Source organism: Amycolatopsis orientalis DSM 43388, from assembly GCF_000411975.1.
GTDB classification, from domain to species: Bacteria; Actinomycetota; Actinomycetes; order Mycobacteriales; family Pseudonocardiaceae; genus Amycolatopsis; species Amycolatopsis orientalis_D.
In genome coordinates this window covers 20823-45415 of the sequence record NZ_ASXG01000130.1, presented here as the reverse complement: position 1 = coordinate 45415, position 24593 = coordinate 20823, and the positions used below count along the sequence as shown (strand labels likewise).

The following is a 24593-nucleotide window of genomic DNA, read 5'->3' as shown; positions in this document are numbered from 1 at the left end:
GACACAAGCAGCGAGCCTCCGCGATCGGAGTGAACGCGGGCTAACATCGGGGGACTTTCTCCCGTTTCGCTGCAGAAGAGGTGACTGAAGGTGGCCGAGGGCCTGTATCAGCTGGCCGAAGAGCACGAGGAACTGCGGGCCGCGGTCCGGGCGCTAGCCGAAAAGGAGATCGCGCCGTACGCGGCGGAGGTCGACGAGCAGGAGCGCTACCCGGTCGAGGCCAACGAAGCGCTCGTCAAGGCGGGATTCAACGCCGTCCACATCGCCGAGGAGTACGACGGCCAAGGGGCCGACGCCATCGGCGCGTGCATCGTGATCGAGGAAGTCGCCCGCGTCGACGCCTCCGCGTCCCTGATCCCGGCGGTCAACAAACTGGGCACGCAGCCGATCATCCTGTCCGGTTCGGAGGACCTGAAGAAACTGGTCCTGCCGTCGATCGCCTCGGGCGAGGCCTCGGCGTCCTACGCCCTGTCCGAACGAGAGGCCGGTTCGGACACCGCGTCCATGCGCACCCGCGCCCGCCTCGACGGCGACCACTGGGTCCTCAACGGAACCAAGTGCTGGATCACCAACGCCGGCGAATCGTCGTGGTACACGGTGATGGCCGTCACCGACCCGAACGCGGAAAAGAAGGCCAACGGCATTTCGGCTTTCGTCGTGCACAAGGACGACCCGGGCTTCTCGGTGGGCCCGAAGGAAAAGAAACTGGGCATCAAGGGCTCGCCGACCCGCGAAATCTACTTCGAAAACTGCACCATCCCGGCTGACCGCATCATCGGTGAACCAGGCACCGGCCTGAAAACCGCGCTGCGCACCCTGGACCACACCCGCCCGACGATCGGCGCGCAAGCACTGGGAATCGCCCAAGGTGCCCTGGACGCCGCCGTCGCGTACGTCAAGGAACGCAAGCAGTTCGGCAAGGCAATCGCGGATTTCCAGGGAATCCAGTTCATGCTGGCCGACATGGGAACGAAAATCGAAGCCGCCCGTCACCTGGTCTACGCCTCCGCGGCAGCCTCCGAACGCGGCGACAAGCGCGCCGGCTTCACCGCGTCCGCAGCGAAGGCCTACGCGTCCGACGTGGCAATGTCGGTAACCACGGATGCCGTGCAGTTGTTCGGCGGCGCGGGCTACACGCGCGACTTCCCCGTGGAGCGGATGATGCGCGACGCGAAGATCACGCAGATCTACGAAGGCACGAACCAAATCCAGAAGGTCGTCATGGCGCGCGCCTTGCTGAAGGGCTGAGCTTCCCGGCATCTCGCTGAAGAGCCCCACCACCCGGATTGGGTGGTGGGGCTCTTTCTTGACTCGGACCGGGCGATGCGGGTCAGCCGCGAGTATTACGACGGCGGCGGCAGTTCCGACCCGCTGGCCGAGGCGGGCGACGCCGACGAGCTGCGGTGTCTGATCCGGGCGCCGTGCGACGCGGTGCATCAGTTGCACGCCGTGAGCGAGGCGAGCGGACGTACAGCTCGCCGTTGTCGGTCCGCGACCTCACCGGGCGGGGGCGGGTGCTGAGCTTCCAGAGCACTCAGGACGGCGCGGCCCACAGCAGTGTCTGCCCGGGAAACCGGGCGTCCTTGATCGATGCGGTAAACCGGGAACTCGTCAGCTTGCGATAAAAACTAGTAACCGCGTTTCTCTTTCTCGTGTTCCGCGTTAACCACTGCGTCGGGTTCACAGAGAGGTGAAACGGAATGGGCGTACGCGCGTTCGGACGGGGCATGGCCATCCTGGCGGCGACGGTGGTCGCGCTCGGCGGCGGCACCGCGGTGGCATCGGGGGCAACCGGGAAAGAGCCGACCGGTCCGGTGCAGCCGAACATCATCGCCGCGGCGATCTACTCGGTCGGGCAGCCGACCATCGCGCCGCCGGGGGCCAACGACTGGAACTGCAAACCCTCCGCGGAGCATCCGAACCCGGTGCTGCTGTCCAACGGCACCACGGCCAACGCGTACGAGAACTGGGCGAACCTCTCCCAGCGGCTCGCCGACGAGGGGTACTGCGTGTTCGCGGGGAACTTCGGCGGATCGCCGGGGGCGTTCCTGCAGACGGTCGGGCCGGTCGCGGGCACCGCGGGACAGCTCGCGACCTTCGGGGACAAGATTCTGCAGGCCACCGGGGCTTCGAAGCTGGACATCGTCGGACACTCGCAGGGCGGGATGAACCCGCGCTACTGGATCAAGTACCTCGGCGGCGCGAACAAGATCGGCAAGCTGATCGGCCTCTCTCCGTCCAATTACGGCACCAGCCTGTTCGGCCTGCTCACCGCCATCCAGGCGATCCCGCCCGCTCGCGACATCGTCGGCGTCCCCTGTCCGGCCTGCAACGAGCAGTCGACCGGGTCGGCGTTCCTCAAAGACCTCAACGCGGGCGGCGACACGGTTCCGGGCGTCGACTACACGGTGATCCAGACCAGGTATGACGACGTGGTCACCCCGTACACCAACGCCTTCCTCAAGCCCGCGCCCAACGTGAAAAACCTCGTCCTCCAGGACGTCTGCGGGCTCGACCACACCGACCACCTCGGCATCACCTACGACCCGATCGCGGAGCGCGAGGTGCTCAACGCGCTCGACCCGCAGCACGCGAAAAAGCCGAATTGCGTGTTCGTGCCCCCGGTGATCAGCTGAGATACCCCCGCACCGGGGTACAAACGCGAACACTTTCGCCTGCTTGGTTGTGCGGTCTCCGGCTTCGCTGTCACAGTCGGTGACATGTTCTGGCTGCTCCCCGACACCTGGACGCCGCACGACGAGACCGAGCTGGTCGCCGGATGGCGGCTGTGGCTCGAGCTGAGCGACCGCGCGTGGCCCACCGCGTCGTGGGACGGCACTCCGTCCGGCGCGGTGGGCCCGTTGCGGGAACTGCTCGACGCGTGCGAGGAAATCGAGAGCACGTGCCGGGAAACGGCCGAGCCGTCCGCGGAGTTCACGGACCTCGTTCAGCCGCTGGTGCTGTGCGCGAGCGCGGTGCTTTGCCTGTGGTGGGACGACCACGCGCCGCTCGACTCGACTCGCGCGAAGGCGCTCCACGAGGACCTGCGCCGGTTCGCGGCCCTCGCGGAGCGCGTTCTCACGCTGTTGTCCGCCCACGGCGGCTGGACGGAACTCGACCTGGCCCGGCGCCACCCGGCTTGAGCCGGTATTCGGCGAAATTCGTGACCAGCGTGCCCTCGCCCTGGGTGAGCGCGGGCAGTGCCTGTTCCAGTTCGTGCGCGGAGGCGGCGGGAAGATGACCGTCCACAGTGCATCGATCGCCGGCGAGCACTGGTTCGCCGGGTATGGCGCGCAGTTCGACAAGTTTGCGCAGCACCGCGCTGAGCGCGGACGCCGGGGCTTCGAGTTCGAACGAGTGGACCGGTTCGTACACCCGCGTTCCGGCCTGGCGAAGCGCTTCCCGCAGCACCAGGCGGGTCATGCCGCGGAAATCCCCGGCAGTGCTGGCCGGCGGGTAGAACGCGGTGTCGGTGAGGGTGACTGCGCAGTCGATCACTTCCCGGCCGTGCAGGCCTTCGCGCAGGATCTCGTGCACGGTGTCCTCAATGGCCGTGTGGAAGGAAAGCGGCAGCGAGCCGAGTTCGACCTCCAACCGGTAGTCGGTGCCGGACCCGGGCGGTCCGGGTTCGACGCGAAGTCCGACGGTGGCCCAGAAGAACACGCGTTCGTCCGGGGCGGGGCGGCGAACGCGGTGCCCGGTCCCATGCAGACGCTCGACCAGCAGCGGGCGTGATTCCTCGAATTCGGCGGCAATGCCGAACTCTTCGGCGAGCGTCGTTCGGATCACCTCCTTCTGCACCTCGCCGTAGAGCCGGACGGTGATGTCCTGGTCTTGGCGGCGGATGCTGATCAACGGGTCCTGTTCGGACAGCCGGGTCAGCGCGAGGTAGAGCGCGGCGGTTTGGCCCGGATCGACCGGGTACACCAGCGTTTCCAGGCTCGGCGGGGCGAAGAACCGGTCCTGCGAAAGGTCCGTGCCTTCCCCGAGCCGGTCGCCGATCCGGATCTCCGGCAGACCCCAGACCCGCGCGATGTCTCCGGCAAGCGCCTCGCCGGACACCGGGGTCGCGCCGTGCTCGAACACCCGCACCGCAGTGGGGCGGCCGACGCTTTCCGCGCCCAAGCGGCGGAACGGTACCGGTCGGCGGGCCGCGAGGGATCCGGAAAACATGCGTACGTAAGCGATCTTCTCGCCGGAACGACCGCGTTCGATTTTGAACACGGTGGCGTCGAGCGGTCCGTCCCCGCGGCGTTCGCGGGACGGCAGCAGCTCGTAAATTCCGGCGATGAGGTCGCGAACGCCCGCGCCGGTGACCGCGGAGCCGAAGAAGACCGGATACACCGAAGCGGTGGCCACCTGCCGTACCAATGCGTTTCGGTAGTCCACAGCGGACGCGGTACCGGCCACATAGGACTCGAGAAACGCGTCGTCCCCGGCCAGTGCGTCAGCGAGGTGTTCGTCAAAGGGCAGCGGCACCGGACGTGCGTGAGCGGTGCCGATCTCCGGCACGGTGCTCATCGCGACACATCGCGGGGAAAGCTTGGTACGCAACGATTCCAGCAACGATGCTTCGCGAGCCCCGGTGCGGTCGATCTTGTTCGCGAAGACCAGCACCGGAATGCCGAGCCGGACGAGCGTGCGCATCAGCACGCGGGTCTGGGCTTGGACGCCTTCCACCGCGGACACCACGAGCACCGCGCCGTCGAGCACGCCGACGGCGCGTTCGACCTCCGCGATGAAATCCGGGTGACCGGGAGTGTCCACAAGGCTGAGCCGGTGGCCGGGCGTGGTGACCGCCACGACGGCGGACTTGATGGTGATGCCGCGCCGGCGTTCGAGGTCGAGCGAATCGGTCTGGGTGTCGCCGTCGTCGACCCGGCCGACGTGGTCGAGCACGCCGGTCTCGAACAGCAGACGTTCGGTGAGGCTGGTTTTACCTGCGTCGATGTGCGCCAGGACGCCGATGGTCAGTGCTTTCATGCGGGCGGAAATCCTCGGATGCGGGAGACAGGCCGAACTGGGGTCGATCGGACTGCCGGCGCATCGGGACTCCTCACGGGTCGGGAACACGAAAACACGGCCGCGGGCAGCGGGCACTCGCGGTCAGCGGCACGGTAGCGCTGGACCGGGCACTGCGTACAGCGAATTTCCGGTGCCTGTCGGTTTGCTGTCGATCACTCGCTGACACCCCCGCGGCGGTGTTCAGTGCCCTACCGTGGGTCGGGTCAGTTGAATTTTCACCTATCGGGGAGCTGTCTCCATGTTGACTCGAGTCAAGGACGTCGCGCTGCTGCTCGGCCGGATCGGCATCGCGGTGGTGTTCTTCGCCCACGGCCTGCAGAAGTGGGACAGCGGCGTCGGGGCGACCGCCGACATGTTCGGCCGGATCGGCATCCCGCTGCCGGGCGTCTCGGCCTTCCTCGTGATCGTGCTCGAACTGCTCGGGTCGATCGCGTTCGTCGTCGGCTTCCTGCTGCCGGTGGTCGCCATCGGCTACGCGATCGACATGGCCGGCGCGCTGATCTCGGTGCACGCGCCGCACGGCCTGACCGGCGAAGGCGGCTACGAACTGGTCCTGGTGCTCGGCCTCACCGCGCTGGCGCTGGGCTTCAACGGCGGCCGGCTGTCGCTGGACCACGTGCTGTTCTGGCGTCGTCGCCAGGGCGCGGCCGAACTGCAGAACGCCTGAGAAGAACCGCGGTGAGTGCCGACCCCGCGGCCGGCGCTCACGCGGTCAGGTCGGCGGTGGTGCGCTCGGCCTCGCGGCGGGCGGGCAGTTTCGCCGGGTCGGCGTTGGTCACCTGGACCAGATGTGCGCTCGCGGCGAGCGGGACGAGCAGGCCGTCCAGCACCCCGTCCGGCACTGTCCAGTCCATCGTGGACAAAACTCGGTCTGCCGCGGTCAGGCCGAGTTTTGCCGCGCGGGCAGTGGCTTCCGCCCACACTTCGTCCACAGTGGAGGAACCGAGCGCGGCGGTGTCGCCGGGGGTCGGCTGCATCGGGACGAACTGGTCGCCGGACATCCGGGCCTCGGTGAGGTAGTCGAGCGCTCCGCCGGACGGCGGCGTCGACAGGCCGCGGCCCATCGGGTCGAGCGACACCACCGCGACTGCCGGGGCGTCGACCTCCTCGTCCGGGCTGGTGAACACCACCCGTGCGCCCTCGGTCTCCGCGACCACGCGGGCTCCGCACCACCACGCGCCGAGCAGCACGCCGACGGTTTGCCAGTGCGCGGGCAGCCGCACCGCGACCGCGTCGCCCGGCTCGACGTCGAACTCGTCGACCAGCCAGTTCGCCGTTTTCGCGGCCCAGTTCTGCGTTGTCGCCACGGACAGCTCGACGCGGCTGCCGAGCCGGTCGTCGTAGTGCGTGATCAGCGGTTTCGCCGGCGAGGCCAGAAGCGGGCGCAGCAGCTGCTCGGTGAGACTCATGCGCCCAGGCTAGCCGTGGCGTCAGTCGACGCAGGGCACGCCCGGGATTCCGGAATCCAGGCCCTGCGACGCCGCCCCGGCCGCCGCGCCGCCGCCTCCCGCGGTGCCTCCGGTGCTGGTGCGTCCGGCCAGTCCGGCCACGAACTTCCGCACCGCGGCCGGGTCGACCTCGACGATGCTCTGCCCGTCCTCGCTGCGGCCGTTCGTGGTGATCACCGGGATGGTCGCGAAGGTCAGGTCGCCGGACGCGACGCCCTTGACTTGCTGGGCGAATTCGAGCACGTCGAGGCCGTCGTCGAGCACGAACGACCGGTGCACCGCGTCCATCAGGCTGTTCAGCGTGCTCGGGTTGGCGAGCGTGCCGGCGGACAGCACCTTGCGCAGAGCGGAGGACAGGAACGCCTGCTGCCGCTTGATCCGGTCGAGGTCGCCGTTCGGCAGGTTCTTGCGCTGGCGCACGAAGGACAGCGCCTCGCCGCCGCTCACCGTCTGCACGCCGCGGCGGAAGTTCGCCCCGGAATCCTTGTCCGACGTCGCGTGGTTCAGGCACACCGGCACGCCGCCGACCGCCTCGGTGATCAGGTAGAACCCGAGCAGGTTGACCTCGGCGTAGTGGTCGATGCGCGCTTGGGTGAGGTCCTGCACGGTCTGGACGAGCGCCCGCCGCCCGGCAGCGTCCGAATCGCGCGCGATCTTCGCCTGGTCGCGCTCGCCCTGGGCACGCTCCTCCTGCTCGGCGCGCGCCTTGGCGACACCGTACGCGGAGTTGATCTTCGCCTTGCCTCGGCCGGGCACGTCGACCCAGCTGTCGCGCGGGATCGACACTGCGGACGCCTTGCCGCCGTTCTTCGGGATCCGCAGCAGGATGATGGTGTCGGTGTTGATCCCGGCCTTGTCCTCGGTGCGCAGCGACTTCAGCATGCTCAGCGGCAGCGGATTGCCTTGCTGGTCGGTGCGCGCGTCGCTGCCGACGAGCAGGATGTCGGTGCCGCCGTCGTCGGCGGGCGGGGCCGGGGGTTCGCCCTCGCGCGGCGTGAGGATGTCCGCGGTCGCGACGTTGTCCTGCAGCTTGTCCTTGGTGACGTACGCGTAGCCGGTCCCGCTCAAGGCGAGCAGGGAGACCAGGCCGATCGCGACGCGGCGGGTGATCCGGGTGACCCGGCCCTTGCGGCGCTCGGGTTCCGGCGGTGCCGGGTTCGACGGCTGCGGGAGTTCGACGCGCGGGTACGGCGACGGCTTCCACTCGGAAGCGGGTTCCTCCTCCGCGGCGGCATCCTCGGTCGCCGATCCGGTTTCCTCCGCGGCGGTGTCCTCGGCCGACTCCTCGGCAGCAGGCTCGGCGGCCGTCTGCTCCGGAGTGCCGTCGGATCCCCGGTCGGAGGCGTCAGAAACCGCCGGACTGTCGACGGAATCCGTCGTCCGGTCCGGTTTGTCCTGGTTTTCGCTCACCCCGGCTACCTCCCCGCTCGCCAGCGTACGGCCTGCGGCACGCCGCCACGCTGGGTGCTCGACTCTAGTTGACGCAGGGAACATCGCCCGCCGTAATCAGCGGCGCGGGTGAGTTCGAAGAGCTGGACGAAGGCGGCACAGACGGAGTAGAGGCGGGCGGGGCCGACGACGTCGTGGCCGGCGCTTCCGCGGTGTCCCGCGCGTCCTTGCCGAGGATCACCCGGACGTGCCCGGCGGCGACGTCGGCGTCCGGCTCGGCGGACGCGTTGCCGCCGAGGGCTTGGCGGACCAGATCGGCGGAGGCCTCGTCCGACGGGTGGTAGCGCAGCACGGTCGTTGCGCGGGTGGACAGTTTCGTGCCGGTGCCGAGCTGGAAACCCTTGTCCCGCAACTGGCCCCGGACCTGGTCGGCGGCGCTGGAGCCGGAGCCGTCGAACAGTTCGACGGTGACCTGTCCGGCCCCGGGCAGCGGCGCGTCGCTGGAAGGCGGGGCGCCGCCGTCGGAGGTCAGCCGGTTGACTTCGGCGCGGACCTTCGCCGGGTCGACGCGCAGCACGTCCGCGCCGCCGATGACCGCGTTGCCCTCGGTGGGGATGGTGTGGAACTCGACGTTTCCGCCGGTCAGCCCGCGCATCTGGGCGGCGAACTCGGACAGGTCCCAGCCCGCGGACAGCACCACGGACTTCTTCACCGCCTCGATGAGCTGCGCGATCCGCACCGGGTTGGCCAGCACGTCGGAGGAGAGCACCTTGTTCGCCAGACCGGAGAGGAACGCCTGCTGTCGCCCGATCCGGTCGAGGTCGCCGTTCGGCAGGCCGTAGCGCTGCCGGACGAACGCGAGCGCCTGCACGCCCTCGATGGTCTGCTTCCCGGCGGGCAGGTCGACGCCCGATTTCTTCTCCTTCACCGGGTTTTTCAGGCACACCTGCACGCCGCCGATGGCCTTGGTGACCTCGTAGAAGCTGGCCAGGTTCACCTCGGCGTAGCGGTCGATCATGCCTGGTTTGCCGATGAACTTCTCGAGCGTCGCGACGAGGTTCTTGCGTCCGGCGAGCTTGGCTTTCTCGTCGACGTCCTTGAGATCGGTGTTGCCCTTGGCCTGCAGGGTCTTGGCGGTGTCGTTGTAGGCGTAGACGTACGCGCTGTTCAGCTTGTGCTTGCCGAAGCCGCCGGTGATCTCGACGTAGGAGTCGCGTGGGAAGGAGATGGCTATCGCGTGCTCGCCGTTCTGCGGGATGTGCACGAGGATCATCGTGTCGGTCTGTTTTTCGCCGTCCGACTCGCCGGCGTGCAGCATGTCGAGCACCTCGCGGGGCAGCGGATTGCCCTGTGCGTCGGTGCGGCTGTCCTGGCCGACGAGGAGGATGTCGATCGCGCCGTCGAGCGGCTTGGCGTCCGCCTGCTGGTCGCCGAAGATCTCCGTGGTGGAGAAGCCGGATCGCGGGTCGCCGATGAACTGCCAGCCGTACCAGGTGAGCGCCAGCACGGCCACGGACACGACGGACAGCAGGATCTTGCCGCCGCGCCGCAGCACGACGACCACGCCGCGACCGCGGTGCACCGGCAACGGCGTCCCCGGCCATTCGGCCACTGTTCCTCCCCAGGATGCCCCGCGCGTTGAGCGCTTTGCCGAACTCTACCGACTCGGCTGTGAGCCACCCGTAGGCTGGTGGCGAGAATGCCTGGTCGGGCGAAAGGGTGGAAGAGGATGCGGGTCCTGGTCACGGGCGGTGCCGGGTTCATCGGTTCGCACTACGTGCGGCAGGTGTTGTCGGGGGCTTATCCGACCCTGGCCGACGCCGAGGTCGTGGTGCTCGACAAGCTCACCTACGCGGGCAACGAGGCGAACCTCGATCCGGTCGCCGACAGCCCGCGGCTGCGCTTCGTGCGCGGCGACATCTGCGACACCGCGCAGGTCACCGAGCTGATGCGCGGCGTCGATCTGGTCGTCCACTTCGCCGCGGAGTCCCATGTGGACCGCTCGATCCTCGGTTCGGCGGACTTCGTGCTCACCAACGTCCTCGGCACGCAGACGTTGCTGCAGGCGGCGCTGGAGGCGCGGGTCGGGAAGTTCGTGCACGTCTCGACGGACGAGGTGTACGGGTCCATCCAGGACGGTTCGTGGTCGGAAGACCACGTGCTGGAGCCGAATTCGCCGTACTCGGCCTCGAAGGCGTCGTCGGATCTGATCGCCCGCTCGTACTTCCGGACGCACGGGCTGCCGGTGTGCGTCACGCGGTGCTCGAACAACTACGGCCCGTACCAGTTCCCGGAAAAGGTCATTCCGCTGTTCGCGACGAACCTGCTGGACGGCAAGAAAGTCCCGCTCTACGGCGATGGTCTGAACGTCCGCGACTGGCTGCACGTGGACGACCACTGCCACGGAATCCAGCTGGTCGCCGACGGCGGCCGTCCGGGCGAGATCTACAACATCGGCGGCGGCACCGAGCTGACCAACCGGGAACTGACCGAACGCCTGCTCGCGGCGGTCGGCGTCGGATGGGAAATGGTCGAACCGGTGGCCGACCGCAAGGGCCACGACCGGCGGTACTCGGTCGACATCGCGAAGATCAGCGGGGAACTCGGTTACGCTCCGCGGGTGTCGTTCGAGGACGGTCTGGCGGAGACGGTGCGCTGGTACGCCGACCACCGCGCGTGGTGGGAGCCGCTGAAGGCCCGCGCCGCGCTCGGCACGTCCTGAAACCCTTTTCGCAGTAGGAGGTACGCCGGTGCGGCTGGCAGTGCTCGTGCCCGGCGGTTCCGGCCAGGTCGGCCGGGACCTGGTGAATTCCGCGGGCTCGGAAACGGAGGTGCTCGCGCCTTCGTCGGCGGAGCTGGACGTGACGGCGGCTGGCCAGGTGATCAGCGCGGTCGGCGAACTGGCGGAACGAGCCGCGTCCGCAGGTGCGGTGCCAGTGGTGATCAACGCAGCGGCTTACACGGCGGTCGACGCCGCGGAGTCCGACGAGGCCCGAGCGTTCGCAGTGAACGTCGACGGCCCGCGAGTGCTGGCCGCGGCTTGCACTTCGCGGCGGGTGCCGTTGATTCACCTTTCGACGGATTATGTCTTCCCCGGGGACGCGGATCGGCCGTACGAGGTGGATGACGCGCTCGGCCCGAAGAACGCCTACGGGCGGACGAAGGCCGCTGGCGAGGACGCGGTTCTCGGGTCCGGTGCTTCGGCTTGGGTAGTGCGGACCAGCTGGGTTTACGGCAAGAGCGGAGCAAACTTCGTCGAAACGATCCGCCGGTTGGAATCGGAGCGCGACGAATTGTCCGTGGTGGACGACCAGGTAGGTGCCCCCACCTGGTCCGCGGACCTGGCCAGCGGCCTGTGGGAATTAGCCGAGACCATCGCCGCCGGACGAGCCCCGTCCGGAAAAATCCTGCACTGCACCGGCGGAGGCAAAACCTCCTGGTACGGATTCGCCCAAGCCATCTTCGAAGAAATCGGCGCAGACCCAGCCCGCATCAAACCCTGCACCACGGCAGAATTCCCCCGCCCAGCCGCACGCCCCGCCTATTCCCTTCTTTCCAACGCGTCCTGGCGAGACGCCGGACTAACCCCGCTAAGGGATTGGCGCGCGGCTTTAAACAGCTACCTACACGCATAAAAGGAGAAAGCCCCAGCCCCCGCCCTGCACCCCGATACGAAGGCTCCCACCGACCGTCAGCACAATTACGGCTTCGGGGTGCCTTTCTCTGTGGCTTTCTTTTCCCGGCTCCGCCGGGGATCCGTTTTGGGGACCCCCACCCCGATTTTTTGATTGTCACTACGGTCTGAGGTGCTTGTCAAGGCTGGAAAGAGTACCTTGACAAGCACCTCAGACCGCGTGCTCGGCGGGGATCGGGGTTGCGGGAGGGGTCTGGGTGGTTGCCCGGTGATGTGTGTCGGCTGCGGTGTGCTGCGAATTATGCTTCGGTCGCCTGCCGATAGGCGGCTAGGGTGCGTAGTGCGGTGTTGTGCCAGGTGAAGCTGGCGGCGTGGGTTCTGCGTGCCGTCGAGGTGGCGAGTCCGTGCGGGTCGGTGACGGCTTGGCGCAGGGCTTCTGCCAGGCCCTCCACGTCGTCGTAGGGGACCAGGGTGGCGCAGTCTCCGGCTACCTCGCGCAGGGCTGGGAGGTCAGTGCACACGACGGGGACATCGGACGCCATCGCTTCCAGGACTGGCAAACCGAAGCCTTCGTCCCGGGACGGGAGAACCAGGGCGGCCGCGCCGGCGACGACCGTGCGAAGGTCCACATCGGACAGATAACCGGTCTGTCCGGATCTCGGCAGCCGGGGGAACGGGCCGGGGCCGGCGAAGACCAGTGGGGGCAGGTCCGGTGCGGCGGCATGGGCGGCGGCGAGCCAATCCAGGCCCTTGCGCGGTCCGGCGGCACCGGCGAACAGCAGGTACTTCTCTGGGAGCCGTAGCTTCGCTCGTACTCCGTCGTCCGGCGGACGCGCGGTGAACCAGGCGGGATTCACGCCGAGCGGGGTGGCGACGATTTTCGACCGGTCGACGTCCAGCTTTTCCGCGACCGAATCCGCGACCGCCTCGGTGGGTGTGCAGATGACGTTCGCCCGGTGTGCGCCGCGGCGGACCAGTTCCGGGAGGGTTCGGTCGGAGGGGGCCAGTTCCTGCGGGGCGTCGAGGAAAGCCAGGTCGTGAATGGTGAGGACGCCGGCGGCCCGGAGGCGGCCGGGGAGGACGAAGTTCGTGCCGTGGACGACGTCCGTCGGTCCGGCGAACAGTTCCACCGGGGGAAGCTGGGTGTGCAGCCAGGTGGCCCGCAGAAGCCGTGCGGAAACCGGCATGCCCCGCGCTTGCACGCCGTGCGGCAGCACATGCCGCAGTTTTCGCCAGCCGCGCAGGGTAAACGCGACCGCGCGAAGGTCCACTTCGGACAGTGAGGCCAGTTCTTCGCTCAACGCGGCGGTATATCGGCCGATCCCGGTCCGGGAACCGAGCAGGGGAGTGCCGTCCAGCAGGACGCGCAGCGGACGGTCAGCCACGGCGCAACCGCTCCCGCGCCACCTTCGTGACCCGCCCCGCTGCTCGCCTCGCCAGTTCGCCGGGGCCGCCGGCGGCGAGATATTCCCGTACCAGAGCCAAATCGCGCCGGACCATCGCGGTGCCGCGTACCGGATCGCTGACGGTCAGGTCGGCACCGCCGGGCAACCGGTCCGCGGCGGGACGCGGGTTGCGGCAGAACTCCACCAGCGGCTTCAGCGCTTCCGGCCAGGCATACCGTTGCGCGACCACCCGGATCCGTTCGACGCACGCCTCGGCGAATTCGCGGTCGTACAAGGATTTTTCCAGTGCGTCCGCCAACGCGCCCGCGTCTTCGGCGGGGACCACGACGCCCAGGCCTTCCGCGCGGACGAGGTCGGCGAACGCGTCGCCGTCCGTCGTCACGATCGGCAACCCGGCCCACAGGTAGTCGAGAACCCGGGTGCGGAAAGCGAAAGTCGTCTCGACGTGTTCGTAATGCGTCGTGACCCCGCAATCGGCGTCGAGCAGCCAGTTCTGCCGCTCCGAATACGGGACCCACTGTTCGTTGAAGAAGACGTGCTTGTCCCTGAGGCCCAGCGAATCCGCGAGCCGGATGGTCCGGGCGCCGATGTCCATCTCGGCGACCTCGGGGTTCGGGTGCTTCATGCCGAGGAACACGAGACGGGCGTCGTCGCGGCGCTGGCGGAGCAGGTCGAACGCGCGGATCAGGGTCAGCGGGTCGAACCAGCTGTAAACACCGCCCGCCCACAGCACGACGCGGTCGGATTCGCCGATGCCCAGCGCGGAGCGCAGACCCGGGCCGGTGCGCGTCGGGGCTTGCGGGGAGAGGCCGAACGGGACGACGGCGAGCAGCGACTGCGTGGTCGGGTCGGCGTCGTAAAGCCGCGGCGACAACCGGCCGAGCGCGGCGAGGTGGCCCAGCCAGAAGTGGCGCTGGCGTTCCGAGGCGCAGAGGAAGAAATCGGCGCGCTCGAGCTGGGCGTCGAGGACCCGGGTGACCCCGGCGAGATCGAGCGCGCGCTGGTCGTCCGGCGCGCCCTTGCCCTGTTCCAGCAGTTCCAGGTGCATCGGATCGTAGACGTCGGCGACCACGATTTTGTGCTCGTGCTGCTTCTTGAGCGACGGCGCCAGCTCCAGCACGTGCCCCTGCAGGATCACCACGTCGGCCCATTCGATCGGGCCGTCGAGGTCGCGGTGCTTGCCCGAGCTGACCTGAAACGCCGCCGGCGGAGGCGAGACCAGCGGGTTGGTGGTCATCAGGTGCACGTCGTGCTCGGCGGCCAGCGTCGAGGCGATGTTCCACGCCCGGATCGCCGGGCCGGCCATCCGCTCGGTGATCGAATCGCCGGTCAGCACGAGGATCTTGCGCCGCTGCCCGAAAACGTCCTTGATGCCGAACGCTTCGACGAGGATTTCGTGTGCGCGAAGGTAATCCGGCAGCGGGTACGCGGGCTCGAGTGCCTTGCGCAGCAAGGGAAGCAGGTCGGCGTCGGTGCGCACGCGCGCGGCCTGCTCGACGGCGCGGGACTCGGCCAGCGAAGGCATCATCTCGACGAAGCGGTCCACTGCCAGCACCCCGGCGAGCGTGGTGCGCGGGACCGGGACGTCCGACGTGTCGACCGGGCCGACGCCCTTTTCCAGATCCAGCTGGTCCGGGTCGATGCCGCCGCGCGCGGTCGCGCGGCGGACGGCCAGCGCGAGTGCCGCGGGCAGGGCACGGGCTAGGGATTCGTCGGAGAGGTTCTTGTACAGCGCGGCCAGTGCGTTGCGTTCCAGCAGGAAGGTCTCGCGGCCGGTGTCCGGCGCGTCGACGTTGGCCATCGTGCCGTGGTGGCGGTGGTAGGTGAGCGATTCCGGGACGTAGCGGACGCGCCAGCCGCGCAGGTTCAACCGCCAGCCGAGGTCGACGTCCTCGTAGAACATGAAGAAGCGCTCGTCGAACCCGCCGAGTTCGGCGAACACCGAGGCGCGCACGAACAACGCCGAGCCGGTGCCGAAGAGGACGTCTTTGGCGACGTCGTGCTCGGCCTCCGGCACGTCCGCGAGCGGGCTGCCCGCGTGCCGCTTGTAGCCCATGCCGAACCAGGTCAGACCCGCGTCCACGAAGTCGGTGCCGGTGCCGTCCCAGTCGAGGACCTTGCTCGCCACCGCGGCGACGGTCGGCTGCGCGCGCAGTTCGGCGACGGCCGCGGAGACCCATGCCGGAGCCGGGCGGGCGTCGTTGTTGAGGAAGCCGAGGACGGTGCCGTTCGCGTGCTGCGCGCCGAGGTTGCAGCCGCCGGCGAACCCGGTGTTGACCGGCGATTCGATGAGCCGCACGTCGGGCACCGCGGTGCGGATGCGGGCCGCGTCGTCGCCGCCGGACGCGTTGTCGACGCAGATCAGTTCGACATTCGCGTAGTCCAGGTCGGTCCGCAGCGCCCGCAGGCAGGTGATGGTGTCGTCGGCGCCGCGGTAATTCACCACGATCACCGAGACGAGCGGTTGCGGGTCCCCCACTGCCAAGACGAGCTCCTCCGTCGAATTTCCGCCCAGCTTAAAGGCCAGCCCAGGCTTCCCAGATCGCGCCTCGGCCCAGCGCCGAGATCCGGCTTACGCGACCGCGTTCCCGCAGCGTGCGGGGGAGCCGGAGAACGATCTCCGCCAGCACCCGCAGCCGCAGCGCCGGGTCGAAGTTCGCCGCGTCCGGCCGGTGCCGGCGCAGCGGGAGCAACGCGGTGATCGCGGCGAAGCGGGCCAGCTCGCGGACCGCGGTCGCGGCGGGTGCGCAGCGCAGCAGCATGAGCAACCGGTTTCGTTCGTTCCAGCGGTGAAATCGCGGTGAACCCGGGTTCGTGCTCGCTCCGTGCAGGTGCCGGACGCGTGCCTTCGGCGCGGCGGCGACGTGCCATCCGGCCAGCCGCAGCCGCCACGCGGTGTCGGTGTCCTCGTAGTAACAGAAGAAGCTCGCCGGGACCCCGCCGACCGCGCGCATGGCCTCGGTACGCAGCAGTGCCGCTCCGCCGCAAAAGCCGAAGACCTCGTCGCTGGGTTCGGTGAGGTCGGCGCCGTGGCCGTCTGCGGTGAGCCGGACGCCGGTGGACTGGGTGCTGCCGTCGGGCAGTTCGAGCCGGGACGTGACGGCGGCGGCGAGCGGCTGTTCCTCGAGGGTGTCTTCCAGCTGGGCGAGCCAGTCCGGTTCGGGGGCGGCGTCGTCGTTGAGCCAGGCGACGCGCGGGGTGTCGATCCGGTCGAGCGCGCGGGCCATCGCACCGGCGTAGCCGGTGTTGCGGCGCAGCCGGAGGACCTCCGGACGGCTCGGGTGCGCGGCGAGAATCGTTGCGGTGCCGTCGGTCGAGGCGTTGTCCACCACGAGTGTCCGATGTGGACGGTCCTGGGCGGCGAGCGCGTCGAGGCACGCGGTCAGATGGGCCGCCCCCCGCCAGGTCACCACGACGACGGTGGTGCCGGATTCCGCGCTGGTCACCTGGGAGAGAATAGCGGCGTGCCCGAACTGGTCGTGATCGCCGAGCAGCTGCTCGCCCCCGTTCCGGGTGGCACCGGCCGGTACACCGCCGAACTGCTGCCCGCGCTCGCCCGCACCGCGCCGCCCGGCTGGACCGTGTCCAGCGTGGTCGCGCGGCACGCGGACGTCTCCGCGGCCCGGATCGAGGGCGTCGAGGGGCCGCGCGTGCTGCCGCTGCCGCCGAGGGCGCTGGTCGCGCTGTGGCAGCTGGGCCTGCGCTGGTGGCCGGGCGGTGACGCGGTGCACGCGCCGACCCCGTTCGCGCCGCCCCGTGCCCCGGCTGGGCGAACACTGACCGTCACGGTGCATGACACGGTGCCGTGGACCCATCCGGAGACCCTGACCGCGCGCGGCGTCAGCTGGCACCGGTCGATGATCGCGCGCGCCGCGCGGCGGTCGTCCGGGCTGATCGTGCCGACCCGCGCGGTCGCCGACGAGCTGGCGGTGCTGCTGGACGTGGACGTCCCGGTGCGCGTCGTGCCGCACGGGGTGACCGTGCCGGAGGGGGCTGCTCAGCTGGATCTGCCGTCGCGGTACGTGCTGGCGGTCGGCACGATCGAACCGCGCAAGGGCATGGACGTGCTGGTCGACGCGGTAGCGCGGCTCGACGGCACCGACGAGGTCGGCGACGTCGGCCTGGTGCTGGCCGGCCAGCCCGGCTGGGGAGACATCGACCCGGTGCGGCTCGCGGCCGACCGCGGCCTGAAATCGGTGCGGGTCCTGGGGAAGGTGACCGACGCGCAACTGGCGACGGCGATGCGCGGCGCGAGCGTGCTGGCGATGCCGAGCCTCGCCGAGGGCTTCGGGCTGCCGCTGCTGGAAGCGATGGCGATCGGGGTGCCGGTGGTGCACACGGACGTCCCGGCGCTGGTGGAGGTCGCCGGCGGGGCGGGGCTGGTGGTGCCGCGCGGCGACGTGGACGCGCTGGCCCGGGCGCTGAAAGAGGTGCTGCTGTCGCCGGACAAGGCGGCGGAACTGTCGAAACTCGGGCGCGAGCGGGCCCGGACGTTCACCTGGCGAGCCGCGGCCGAGGCGGTGTGGGCGGCGCATCGGCGGTCCGGCTGACAGTGGGTGCGGTCTGCTCGGTGGCGGCTGGGTGGGCTGGGCGTGGTGGTCTGGCTGCTGGCGGGTGCGGTCTGGTCGGCGGCCGCGTGGGCGGCGCTGATCTGACTGGTGACGGGGTGTGCCCGTTCCGGTGGCGGTCCTGTGAGTTGGGCGTTGGCGGCGGGGCGGGCCGAGCACATGGGTTCAGGCCGCGACCGCCATAACACGGATGGGTGAACCCAGACGGGTGAGCGCAGGTGGGCGAGGGTGTTGGCGCCCAGAGTCGGCGGCAGTTTGCCGGTTCCTGACCTGTGCGGTGGGTGATCGCCGTACGCTGCACACGTGACCGGTGATCCCCGTGTGCTGATCGACGCCACCGCGGTGCCCGCGGATCGGGGCGGGGTCGGCCGATACGTGGACTCGCTCGTCGGCGCGCTCGACCAGGACGGGGCCCGGCTCACGGTGGTCTGCCAGCCGCGCGACCTGCCGTTGTACGACCAGCTCGCGCCGCATTCCCGGATCGTCGCCGCCTCGCCCGCGACCTCGACGCGCACTGCCCGGCTGACCTGGGAACAAGCCACTCTGCCCCGGCTCGTGCGCCGGCTCGCCGCCGACGTCGTGCACTCGCCGCACTACACGATGCCGCTCGCCAGCCCGGCCGCTTCGGTGGTCACGCTGCACGACGCCACGTTCTTCACCGACGCGGTCCTGCACTCGTCGGTCAAGGCCCGGTTCTTCCGCGCGTGGACCGCTACCGCGCTGCGACGGGCGACACTCTGCGTAGTTCCCAGTCACGCGACAGCGGTAGAACTGGCGCGGGTGAGCCCGGTGCGGCGGGCGGAGTTGGAGATCATCCACCACGGCGTCGACAGCGAACGGTTCCACCCGCCGTCTCCGGAGGAGGTCGCGGCGGCGCGGAAGGCGATCGGGCTCGGCGCGACTCCGTATATCGCGTTCCTCGGCGCGCTCGAACCGCGGAAAAACGTGCCCGCGCTGATCCGCGGTTACGCTCGTGCGGTCGCCGGGCAGCGCGACGCTCCGGCGCTCGTGCTCGCCGGTCAGCCCGGCTGGGACACCCAGGTGGAGCGCGCGCTGGACGCGGTCCCGCACCGGCTTCGCGTGATCCGCGCGGGTTACCTGCCGTTCGGGACGCTCGCCGGGTTTCTTGGCGGCGCGGAACTGGTGGCCTACCCGAGTCTCGGCGAGGGGTTCGGCCTCCCGGTTCTCGAAGCGATGGCTTGCGGGGCCGCGGTGCTGACCACGCGCCGTCTTTCGCTGCCGGAAGTCGGCGGCGACGCGGTCGCGTACTGCGGGGTCGGTGCGGGCGATGTCGCCGCGGCGTTGACGGAATTGCTGGCCGATCCGTCGCGTCGCTCAGTACTGGCTTCCGCGGCGCAGCGGCGCGCCAAGGAATTCTCGTGGGCGACCACGGCGGATCGGCATCGCGAGGCTTACGGAAAAGCCTGGCATCAGCATTTGCGCAACCGTTAACGGAGACCGTAAAGGGCTTCCGCGTTGGCGTGCGCGATTTTTTCCCGGTCTTCCTCGTGGGGCACGTTTTCCAGGAATTCCGTGATGGCCGCGCCCGCGACCCGATGGAACGGATAATCGCCGGACAGCAGGATGCGGTCGGCGGTCGTGTATTCGAGTGCGTTGCGCAGCATTCGCGGGACGAGCATTCCGCTGGTCGCGAGGTGAATATTGGTGCGGAAATACTCGGAGACGCGCCGCTCGAGATGGGGTGCGGTATGCGACAGGCTGTCGATCCGGTCCAGGGCGAAGAGGACCACCTCGCCCCAGTGGCCGAGGACGACCTGCAGTTCCGGGTGGCGATCGAAGGTTCCGCGCAAAATCAGCCGGATCACGGCGAGCCCGGCTTCGTAGTGCCAGCCGAGACCGTACGTGGCCAGTCCCAGATCGAGTTCCGGACCGAATCCACGGTAGGAAGCCTGGCGAACAGACTCCACCGGGATCTGCGGGTGGACGAACACCGGCCGCCCGAGCGCGGCGGCCGCGCCGAGCAGTTCGTCGTACGCGGGATCGTCGAGTGGCCGGTCTCCGCTGCGGCCGTAGGACATGATCCCGACGTGCGCCGGGTCTTTCGCGGTGCGTTCGAGTTCGGCGAGGGCCGCGTCCGGATCGGACATGGGCAGCGTCGTCATGGCCCGGAAGCGCTCGGGATGCTTCGCGACCGCCTCGCTGACGAGGTCGTTCGCCTCGCGGCTCAGCTCGATGCCTTGCCGCGCCGGGCATCCGTGCGTTCCCGGCGGCGCGATCGAGAGGATCTGGACGTCGATGCCCGCCTCGTCCATCCACGCGACGCGCTGGTCGCCGATGTCGAGCAATCGCTCGGGAAGATCGCCGCGGTCGTTGTGCGCGATGCTCGGGTCGCCGGATTCGGTGCGCAGCATCCGGTCGATGCCGGGGGTGGTCCAGTGCTCCTCGATCGCGACGGTTTTCATCGGGCCCCTCTTTGCCGCAGGTGGTTTTCAGACTATCAGTTTTCGTTGCCCGGCTTGGGTGTTTGCGGACGTGGTGGGCGGTGGTTCATGGATTTGAACAAAGTCCGGAAAGCGCGCCGAGCTAGATCGGCGAGCCAAGACCGAGCTCGGGACGAGGTGATGGAAGTCCTGATCGAGGCGAACACGGGGCCGGGCGAACCGGAACAGGCGACGACCTTCCACGTGCGCCTGGAAACCCATCGCGAATGGATGGACAGCGACACCGCCGGCCCCGGCGCGGTGCGGCGCGCGCTCTCGTTCTGGACCCGGCTGCACGGGGTGCTGTCGCTCGAACTGGCCGGCCACTTCACCGGGATGAAGTTCGACCCAGGCCTGCTGATCGACGACGAACTGGCGGAGCTGACCGCGTAACCGGGAATCACTCCGGGTGACCGGTTCGGTGGGCTGACGTAGCCGTCCGTGAGCAGTGGACAATGGCGCGGTGACTGAGCAGCGCACGTATGGTGACCGCGTCGGCGTCGTGACCGTGACCTACTTCCCCGGCGAAACGCTCGAGAAGTTCCTCGACACGCTCGACAAGGCGACTGATCGCGAAGTGCACGTCGTCGTCGCCGACAACGCGTCCACTGACGGCGCTCCGGAGAAGGCCGCCGAACGCGAGAACGTCACGCTGGTCAGCATCGGCGAGAACGTCGGCTACGGAACGGCCGCCAACCGCGGCGTCGCGGCGCTGGACGACAGCTACGGCTGGGTCGTCGTGGTCAACCCGGACCTCGAATGGGAGCCCGGCTCGCTCGACGCGCTGCTCGAGGTCGCCCAGCGCTGGCCGCGCGGGGCCGCGTTCGGGCCGCTGATCCACGACCTCGACGGGACCGTGTACCCGTCCGCGCGGCTGCTGCCGTCGTTCGGGCGCGGCATCGGGCACGCGGTGTTCGGCAAGATCTGGCCGGGCAACCCGTGGACCCGCGAATACCGCCAGGAGAACGCCGCGCCGACCGAGCGCACGTCCGGCTGGCTGTCTGGCTCCTGCCAGCTTTTCCGGCGCGAAGCGTTCGACTCGGTCGGCGGCTTCGACCCGCGCTACTTCATGTACTTCGAGGACGTCGACCTCGGCGACCGGCTCGCGAAGGCGGGCTGGCAGAACGTCTACGCGCCGTCGGCGAGCGTGATGCACATCGGCGGCCACTCGACGGCGCGCGCGTCGGCGAAGATGCTGCGCGCCCACCACGAGAGCGCCTACCGCTACCTCGCCGACCGGCACCAGGGTCTGCGGTGGAAGCCGGTGCTCGCGGCGGTGAAGCTCGGGCTGGCGCTGCGGGTGAAGGTGGAGACGCGCAAGGGCTGAGGTTCGCGACGGACCCCCGGCCTGCCCGGGGGATCGTCCGGATGCTCAGCCGCCGCAACGCTTCGCGGTCGGGAAGATCAGGCGCGGAACCCCGCGAAGATCACAGCCCGTCGAGCCGCCGGGACAGGTTGGACCGTCCGTTGGTCTGCTTGATCGTCGGGACCAGACCGGTCATTTCCTCCTCGGCCGGGTCCTTCAGCGGGCTCGCCACCGGCTTCGCCTGCGGGCGCGGGACCAGCGGCGTCGTGGTCTGCGGACCGGCCGGGCTCGGCACCGTCGGCTGCGGGGCGGTGTCCTGCGCGCCCGAGACTTCGAGCGGCCGCGTCGGCGTCGGCTGGGCCAGCGGATGCGGCGACGGCTGGGTGCGCGTGCCGCTGGCCAGCGGATGGTCGTTCTCTTCGATCAGCGACGCGGGCAGCTGCGTCGTCGTGTCCGGGTCCAGCCCGGAGACCACCGAAGCGGAGATCTGCTGGGTGCTGGAGGAATCCATCGGAGACGTCATGTTGTCCGGCGTCACCACGAAGGCGCCGCGGGATCGTGCGCGTGCGAGCAGAGCGTCCGCGCGATCGCGGGGGTCCATTCCCCTCGGCCTCCCGACTGACCCGGGGCCTCTCGGGAAAGGCCCGCCTGTTTCCTGTCTAGGGTAGGCCCTCGGGGCCCGCGCCGCCCACGTTTCCCGCGGCTTGTCGCTCAGCGGTGCGTGATACAAAGGAGATTTCTGTGACGTCCGAGGTCGAGGTCGAGGTCGACGCCGTCGTACTGGTCGGCGGCCAGGGCACGCGGCTGCGCCCGCTCACGCTGTCCGCGCCGAAGCCGATGCTGCCGACGGCGGGCACGCCCTACCTGAGCCACCTGTTCTCCCGCATCCGCGCGGCCGGGATCCGGCACGTGGTGCTCGGCACGTCGTACCGGGCCGAGGTGTTCGAGGAGTACTTCGGCGACGGATCCGCGCACGGCCTGGAACTCGAGTACGTGGTGGAGGAGGAGCCGCTCGACACCGGCGGCGCCATCCGCAACGTCTACGACCGGCTGCGCGCCGACCACGCGATCGTCTTCAACGGCGACATCCTGTCCGGGGCCGACCTGCACGCCCAGCTGCGCACCCACCTCGACTCCGGCGCGGACGTGACGCTGCACCTCCAGCGGGTCCCCGACCCCAGCCGGTTCGGCTCGGTGCCGACCGACGCGGACGGGCGGGTCACGGCCTTCCTGGAGAAGACGCCGAACCCGCCGACGGATCAGATCAACGCCGGGTGCTACGTCTTCCGCCGTCCGGTGATCGAGACCATTCCGGCCGGGCGGCGGGTGTCGGTCGAGCGCGAGACTTTCCCCGGGCTCCTCGAAAACGGCGCGCATCTGCACGGATTTGTCGATGCTTCGTACTGGCTCGACGTCGGCACGCCGGAGGCGTTCGTCCGCGGCAGCGCCGATCTGGTTCGCGGTGTCGCGCCCACGTCAGCGCTGGCCGGGCCGACCGGCGAGTTTTTGGTGCTGGACGGGGCTGCCGTCTCTTCCGGAGCGAAGCTCGCCGGCGGGACCACGATCGGTGTCCGGGCGGCGGTCGGGCGGGGAGCGACGGTGTCCGGCTCGGTCATCTTCGACGATGCGGTGATCGGCCCGGACGCGATTGTCGAGAATTCGGTGCTGGGCCGCGGCGCACAGGTCGGCGAGGGCGCGGTGCTGCGCGGCGTGGTGCTCGGCGACGGCGCGTCGGTGGGCGCTCGCTGCGAACTGCTCGACGGCGCGCGGATCTGGCCCGGCGTTACGGTGCCGGACGGCGGCATCCGGTTTTCGAGCGACGCGTGATGGAGTGGCGTCCGGGGTTTCCGGTGGACCTGGCACAGGTGCTGGGTCCGCTGAGCCGCGGGCGCGGGTCGCTGAACTTCCGGCGCGACCGCGGCGTCTGGTGGCTGGCCGCGAACACGCCCGGCGGCAAAGGAACCTTGGCGCTGCTGCACCGGCCGGACGGGGTCGTCGAGGCCGAAGCCTGGGGCGATGGGGCGGAGTTCCTGCTCGACGGCGTGCCCGCGCTGCTCGGCGCGGACGATGACGACACCGGCTTCGTCGCGCACCACGACGTGATCGCCGAGGCGCGCCGCGCCGCGCCGGGACTGCGGCTGGGCTCGACCGGGCGGGTGTGGGACGCGCTCGTGCTGGCGATCCTCGAACAGAAGGTGAGCGGCAAGGAAGCGATCCGGTCGTGGGCGGAGCTGTGCCGGTGGTTCGGCACGCGGGCTCCCGGACCCGGGCCGGAGTTCCTTCGGGTGCCGCCGGACCCGCTCGCCATCCGGTCCATTGTGGACTGGAACTGGCACAAGATCGGCGTGGACCTCAAGCGCCGCACGGCCTTGCTCGAGGCGGCCCGGGCAGCCCCGCGGCTCGAGGAAGCGGTGCGGCTGCGCGGGGCAGAGGGACGCGCCTGGCTGCGGAAGGTGCGGGGCGTCGGCGTGTGGACGGCGGCGGAGGTCGCCCAGCGCGCGTGGGGCGACCCGGACGCGGTCAGCTTCGGCGACTACAACATCCCGGCGACGGTCGGGTACACGCTGCTCGGGCGGAAGATCGACGACGAGGAGATGGCGGAGGTGCTCGCGCCCTACGCGCCGCAGCGGCAGCGGGCGATCCGGTATCTCGGGGCGGCCGGGGCCCGGCGGCCGCGGTTCGGGCCGCGGATCGAGCTGCGGGATTACCGGGCGATGTGAATCAGCGCGGTGGGTACGGGTTCTGCGGGTTCTGGCCCTGCGGCGGGTACTGGTCGACGGGCGGTTGCGGGGCGTTCGGGTACTGCGGGCCGGGCGGCGGATAGCCGGGCGGCCCGGGGTAGTTCTGCGCGGGATAGCCCTGCTGGCCCGGGTACGGCGGATAGCCCTGGCCGGGCGGCGGGTAGCCCTGCTGCGGCGGGAAGTACCCCGGCGGCGGGCCTTGCTTGCGCCTCGACGAGGCCCGCACCGTCCGCACGATCGCGAACACCAGGCCAGCCAGAAGCAGCAAGATGATGAGGTGCCAAGGCTGTAGAGCCACGATGAAGTTCCTCCCCTGGGCGAGGCTTCATCGTAGGCTGCTCAGTCGGGTTCGCGCACGGAGTGGCTCAACCCTGCGGCGGGTACTGCTGCTGCCCGGGCTGCGGCGGATACTGCTGCTGCGCACCCGGCTGCTGGGGGTTTTCCCCCGCCTGCGGGAACTGCTGCGGCGGGTACTGCCCCTGCGGCGGCTGACCGTACGGACCGCCCGGCTGCCCCGGATACCGCCCCGGCCCGGCCTGGGGCGGCTGCGGCTTCGGCCGTCCGACCGTGAATTTCAGGACCAGGACGACCACCAGCAGCAGGATCAGCGCGCCCGGCAGGACGAATTTCAGCAT

The 24593-nt window shown here is 69.8% G+C and carries 23 protein-coding genes; 12 read left to right on the top strand and 11 right to left on the bottom strand.

Annotated elements, in window-relative coordinates; translation table 11 throughout:
• Positions 1-90: 90 nt before the first annotated feature.
• The 3 genes from L942_RS27495 (at position 91) to L942_RS27480 (ending at position 3143) form a co-directional block, all read left to right on the top strand.
• The gene (locus L942_RS27495) at positions 91-1248 is read left to right on the top strand and encodes an acyl-CoA dehydrogenase family protein (protein ID WP_106965051.1); all 1158 of its coding nucleotides are present in this window, start codon (positions 91-93) and stop codon (positions 1246-1248) included.
• 452 nt (positions 1249-1700) lie between these two features.
• Positions 1701-2636 (top strand): esterase/lipase family protein, encoded by a 936-nt coding sequence (locus L942_RS27485; protein WP_037365921.1) that lies wholly within the window; start codon positions 1701-1703, stop codon positions 2634-2636.
• Between the two features lie 84 nt (positions 2637-2720).
• Positions 2721-3143, top strand: coding sequence for a hypothetical protein (locus L942_RS27480; RefSeq protein ID WP_037365919.1), 423 nt, complete (start codon positions 2721-2723; stop codon positions 3141-3143).
• Here the strand turns inward: L942_RS27480 and L942_RS27475 are convergent.
• Positions 3079-4983 (bottom strand): elongation factor G, encoded by a 1905-nt coding sequence (locus tag L942_RS27475; protein WP_037365918.1) that lies wholly within the window; start codon positions 4981-4983, stop codon positions 3079-3081. The two genes, L942_RS27480 and L942_RS27475, sit on opposite strands and share 65 nt — an antisense overlap.
• A gap of 280 nt (positions 4984-5263) precedes the next feature.
• On the opposite strand from L942_RS27475, the gene L942_RS27470 reads away from it, so the two are divergent.
• Positions 5264-5692, top strand: coding sequence for a DoxX family protein (locus tag L942_RS27470; RefSeq protein WP_037365916.1), 429 nt, complete (start codon positions 5264-5266; stop codon positions 5690-5692).
• Positions 5693-5729: 37 nt separating this feature from the next.
• On the opposite strand, the gene L942_RS27465 is transcribed toward L942_RS27470, so the two are convergent.
• From L942_RS27465 to L942_RS27455, 3 genes are read right to left on the bottom strand one after another with little or no spacing between them, the layout of a single operon-like run.
• Complete coding sequence (locus L942_RS27465) at positions 5730-6434, bottom strand: TIGR03089 family protein (RefSeq protein WP_037365914.1); 705 nt, start codon at positions 6432-6434, stop codon at positions 5730-5732.
• A gap of 21 nt (positions 6435-6455) precedes the next feature.
• Positions 6456-7967 (bottom strand): LCP family protein, encoded by a 1512-nt coding sequence (locus L942_RS27460; protein WP_200862933.1) that lies wholly within the window; start codon positions 7965-7967, stop codon positions 6456-6458.
• Positions 7948-9474 (bottom strand): LCP family protein, encoded by a 1527-nt coding sequence (locus tag L942_RS27455; RefSeq protein ID WP_037365911.1) that lies wholly within the window; start codon positions 9472-9474, stop codon positions 7948-7950. The genes L942_RS27460 and L942_RS27455 overlap by 20 nt, the downstream gene beginning before the upstream one ends.
• Before the next feature lie 117 nt (positions 9475-9591).
• On the opposite strand from L942_RS27455, the gene rfbB reads away from it, so the two are divergent.
• Both rfbB and rfbD read left to right on the top strand, forming a co-directional pair.
• Positions 9592-10584 (top strand): dTDP-glucose 4,6-dehydratase, encoded by a 993-nt coding sequence (gene rfbB / locus L942_RS27450; protein ID WP_037365909.1) that lies wholly within the window; start codon positions 9592-9594, stop codon positions 10582-10584.
• A 28-nt stretch (positions 10585-10612) separates the two neighbouring features.
• Complete coding sequence (gene rfbD / locus L942_RS27445) at positions 10613-11497, top strand: dTDP-4-dehydrorhamnose reductase (RefSeq protein WP_037365907.1); 885 nt, start codon at positions 10613-10615, stop codon at positions 11495-11497.
• A gap of 298 nt (positions 11498-11795) precedes the next feature.
• Here rfbD and L942_RS27440 read toward each other — a convergent pair whose 3' ends face one another.
• Genes L942_RS27440 through L942_RS27430 form a run of 3 tightly spaced genes read right to left on the bottom strand, consistent with a single transcriptional unit; the run spans position 11796 to position 16348 of the window.
• A complete protein-coding gene (locus L942_RS27440) occupies positions 11796-12881 on the bottom strand; it encodes a glycosyltransferase family 4 protein (protein WP_037365905.1) in 1086 nt (361 codons plus the stop codon).
• A complete protein-coding gene (locus L942_RS27435; protein ID WP_037365903.1) occupies positions 12874-15387 on the bottom strand; it encodes a glycosyltransferase in 2514 nt (837 codons plus the stop codon). The genes L942_RS27440 and L942_RS27435 overlap by 8 nt, the downstream gene beginning before the upstream one ends.
• Positions 15388-15418: 31 nt before the next feature.
• On the bottom strand, positions 15419-16348 hold the full coding sequence (locus L942_RS27430; protein WP_235079433.1) for a glycosyltransferase family 2 protein: 930 nt from the start codon (positions 16346-16348) through the stop codon (positions 15419-15421).
• Positions 16349-16366: 18 nt separating this feature from the next.
• Between L942_RS27430 and L942_RS27425 the strand changes: the two genes are divergently transcribed.
• A complete protein-coding gene (locus tag L942_RS27425; protein WP_037365901.1) occupies positions 16367-17452 on the top strand; it encodes a glycosyltransferase family 4 protein in 1086 nt (361 codons plus the stop codon).
• Positions 17453-17791: 339 nt separating this feature from the next.
• Positions 17792-18922: a glycosyltransferase family 4 protein gene (locus L942_RS27420; protein WP_037365899.1), complete on the top strand. Its 1131-nt coding sequence runs from the start codon at positions 17792-17794 to the stop codon at positions 18920-18922.
• Here L942_RS27420 and L942_RS27415 read toward each other — a convergent pair.
• The gene (locus tag L942_RS27415; protein WP_037365897.1) at positions 18919-19893 is read right to left on the bottom strand and encodes an amidohydrolase family protein; all 975 of its coding nucleotides are present in this window, start codon (positions 19891-19893) and stop codon (positions 18919-18921) included. The genes L942_RS27420 and L942_RS27415 overlap by 4 nt on opposite strands.
• A 159-nt stretch (positions 19894-20052) precedes the next feature.
• On the opposite strand from L942_RS27415, the gene L942_RS45035 reads away from it, so the two are divergent.
• Both L942_RS45035 and L942_RS27405 read left to right on the top strand, forming a co-directional pair.
• Positions 20053-20304 carry a TetR-like C-terminal domain-containing protein gene (locus L942_RS45035; protein WP_440201345.1) on the top strand — a complete coding sequence of 84 codons (252 nt, stop codon included), beginning with the start codon at positions 20053-20055 and terminating at the stop codon, positions 20302-20304.
• 70 nt (positions 20305-20374) lie between these two features.
• Positions 20375-21238 carry a glycosyltransferase family 2 protein gene (locus tag L942_RS27405; RefSeq protein ID WP_200862932.1) on the top strand — a complete coding sequence of 288 codons (864 nt, stop codon included), beginning with the start codon at positions 20375-20377 and terminating at the stop codon, positions 21236-21238.
• Positions 21239-21338: 100 nt separating this feature from the next.
• On the opposite strand, the gene L942_RS27400 is transcribed toward L942_RS27405, so the two are convergent.
• A complete protein-coding gene (locus L942_RS27400; RefSeq protein WP_037365895.1) occupies positions 21339-21818 on the bottom strand; it encodes a hypothetical protein in 480 nt (159 codons plus the stop codon).
• Between the two features lie 140 nt (positions 21819-21958).
• On the opposite strand from L942_RS27400, the gene L942_RS27395 reads away from it, so the two are divergent.
• A complete protein-coding gene (locus L942_RS27395; RefSeq protein ID WP_037365893.1) occupies positions 21959-23044 on the top strand; it encodes a sugar phosphate nucleotidyltransferase in 1086 nt (361 codons plus the stop codon).
• The gene (locus L942_RS27390) at positions 23044-23937 is read left to right on the top strand and encodes a DNA-3-methyladenine glycosylase family protein (RefSeq protein ID WP_037365891.1); all 894 of its coding nucleotides are present in this window, start codon (positions 23044-23046) and stop codon (positions 23935-23937) included. The genes L942_RS27395 and L942_RS27390 overlap by 1 nt, the downstream gene beginning before the upstream one ends.
• 1 nt (position 23938) lies before the next feature.
• Here L942_RS27390 and L942_RS27385 read toward each other — a convergent pair whose 3' ends face one another.
• Entirely contained in the window at positions 23939-24256 is a 318-nt protein-coding gene (locus tag L942_RS27385) for a hypothetical protein (RefSeq protein ID WP_051166283.1), read from the bottom strand.
• Between the two features lie 67 nt (positions 24257-24323).
• A complete protein-coding gene (locus tag L942_RS27380; RefSeq protein ID WP_037365888.1) occupies positions 24324-24593 on the bottom strand; it encodes a hypothetical protein in 270 nt (89 codons plus the stop codon).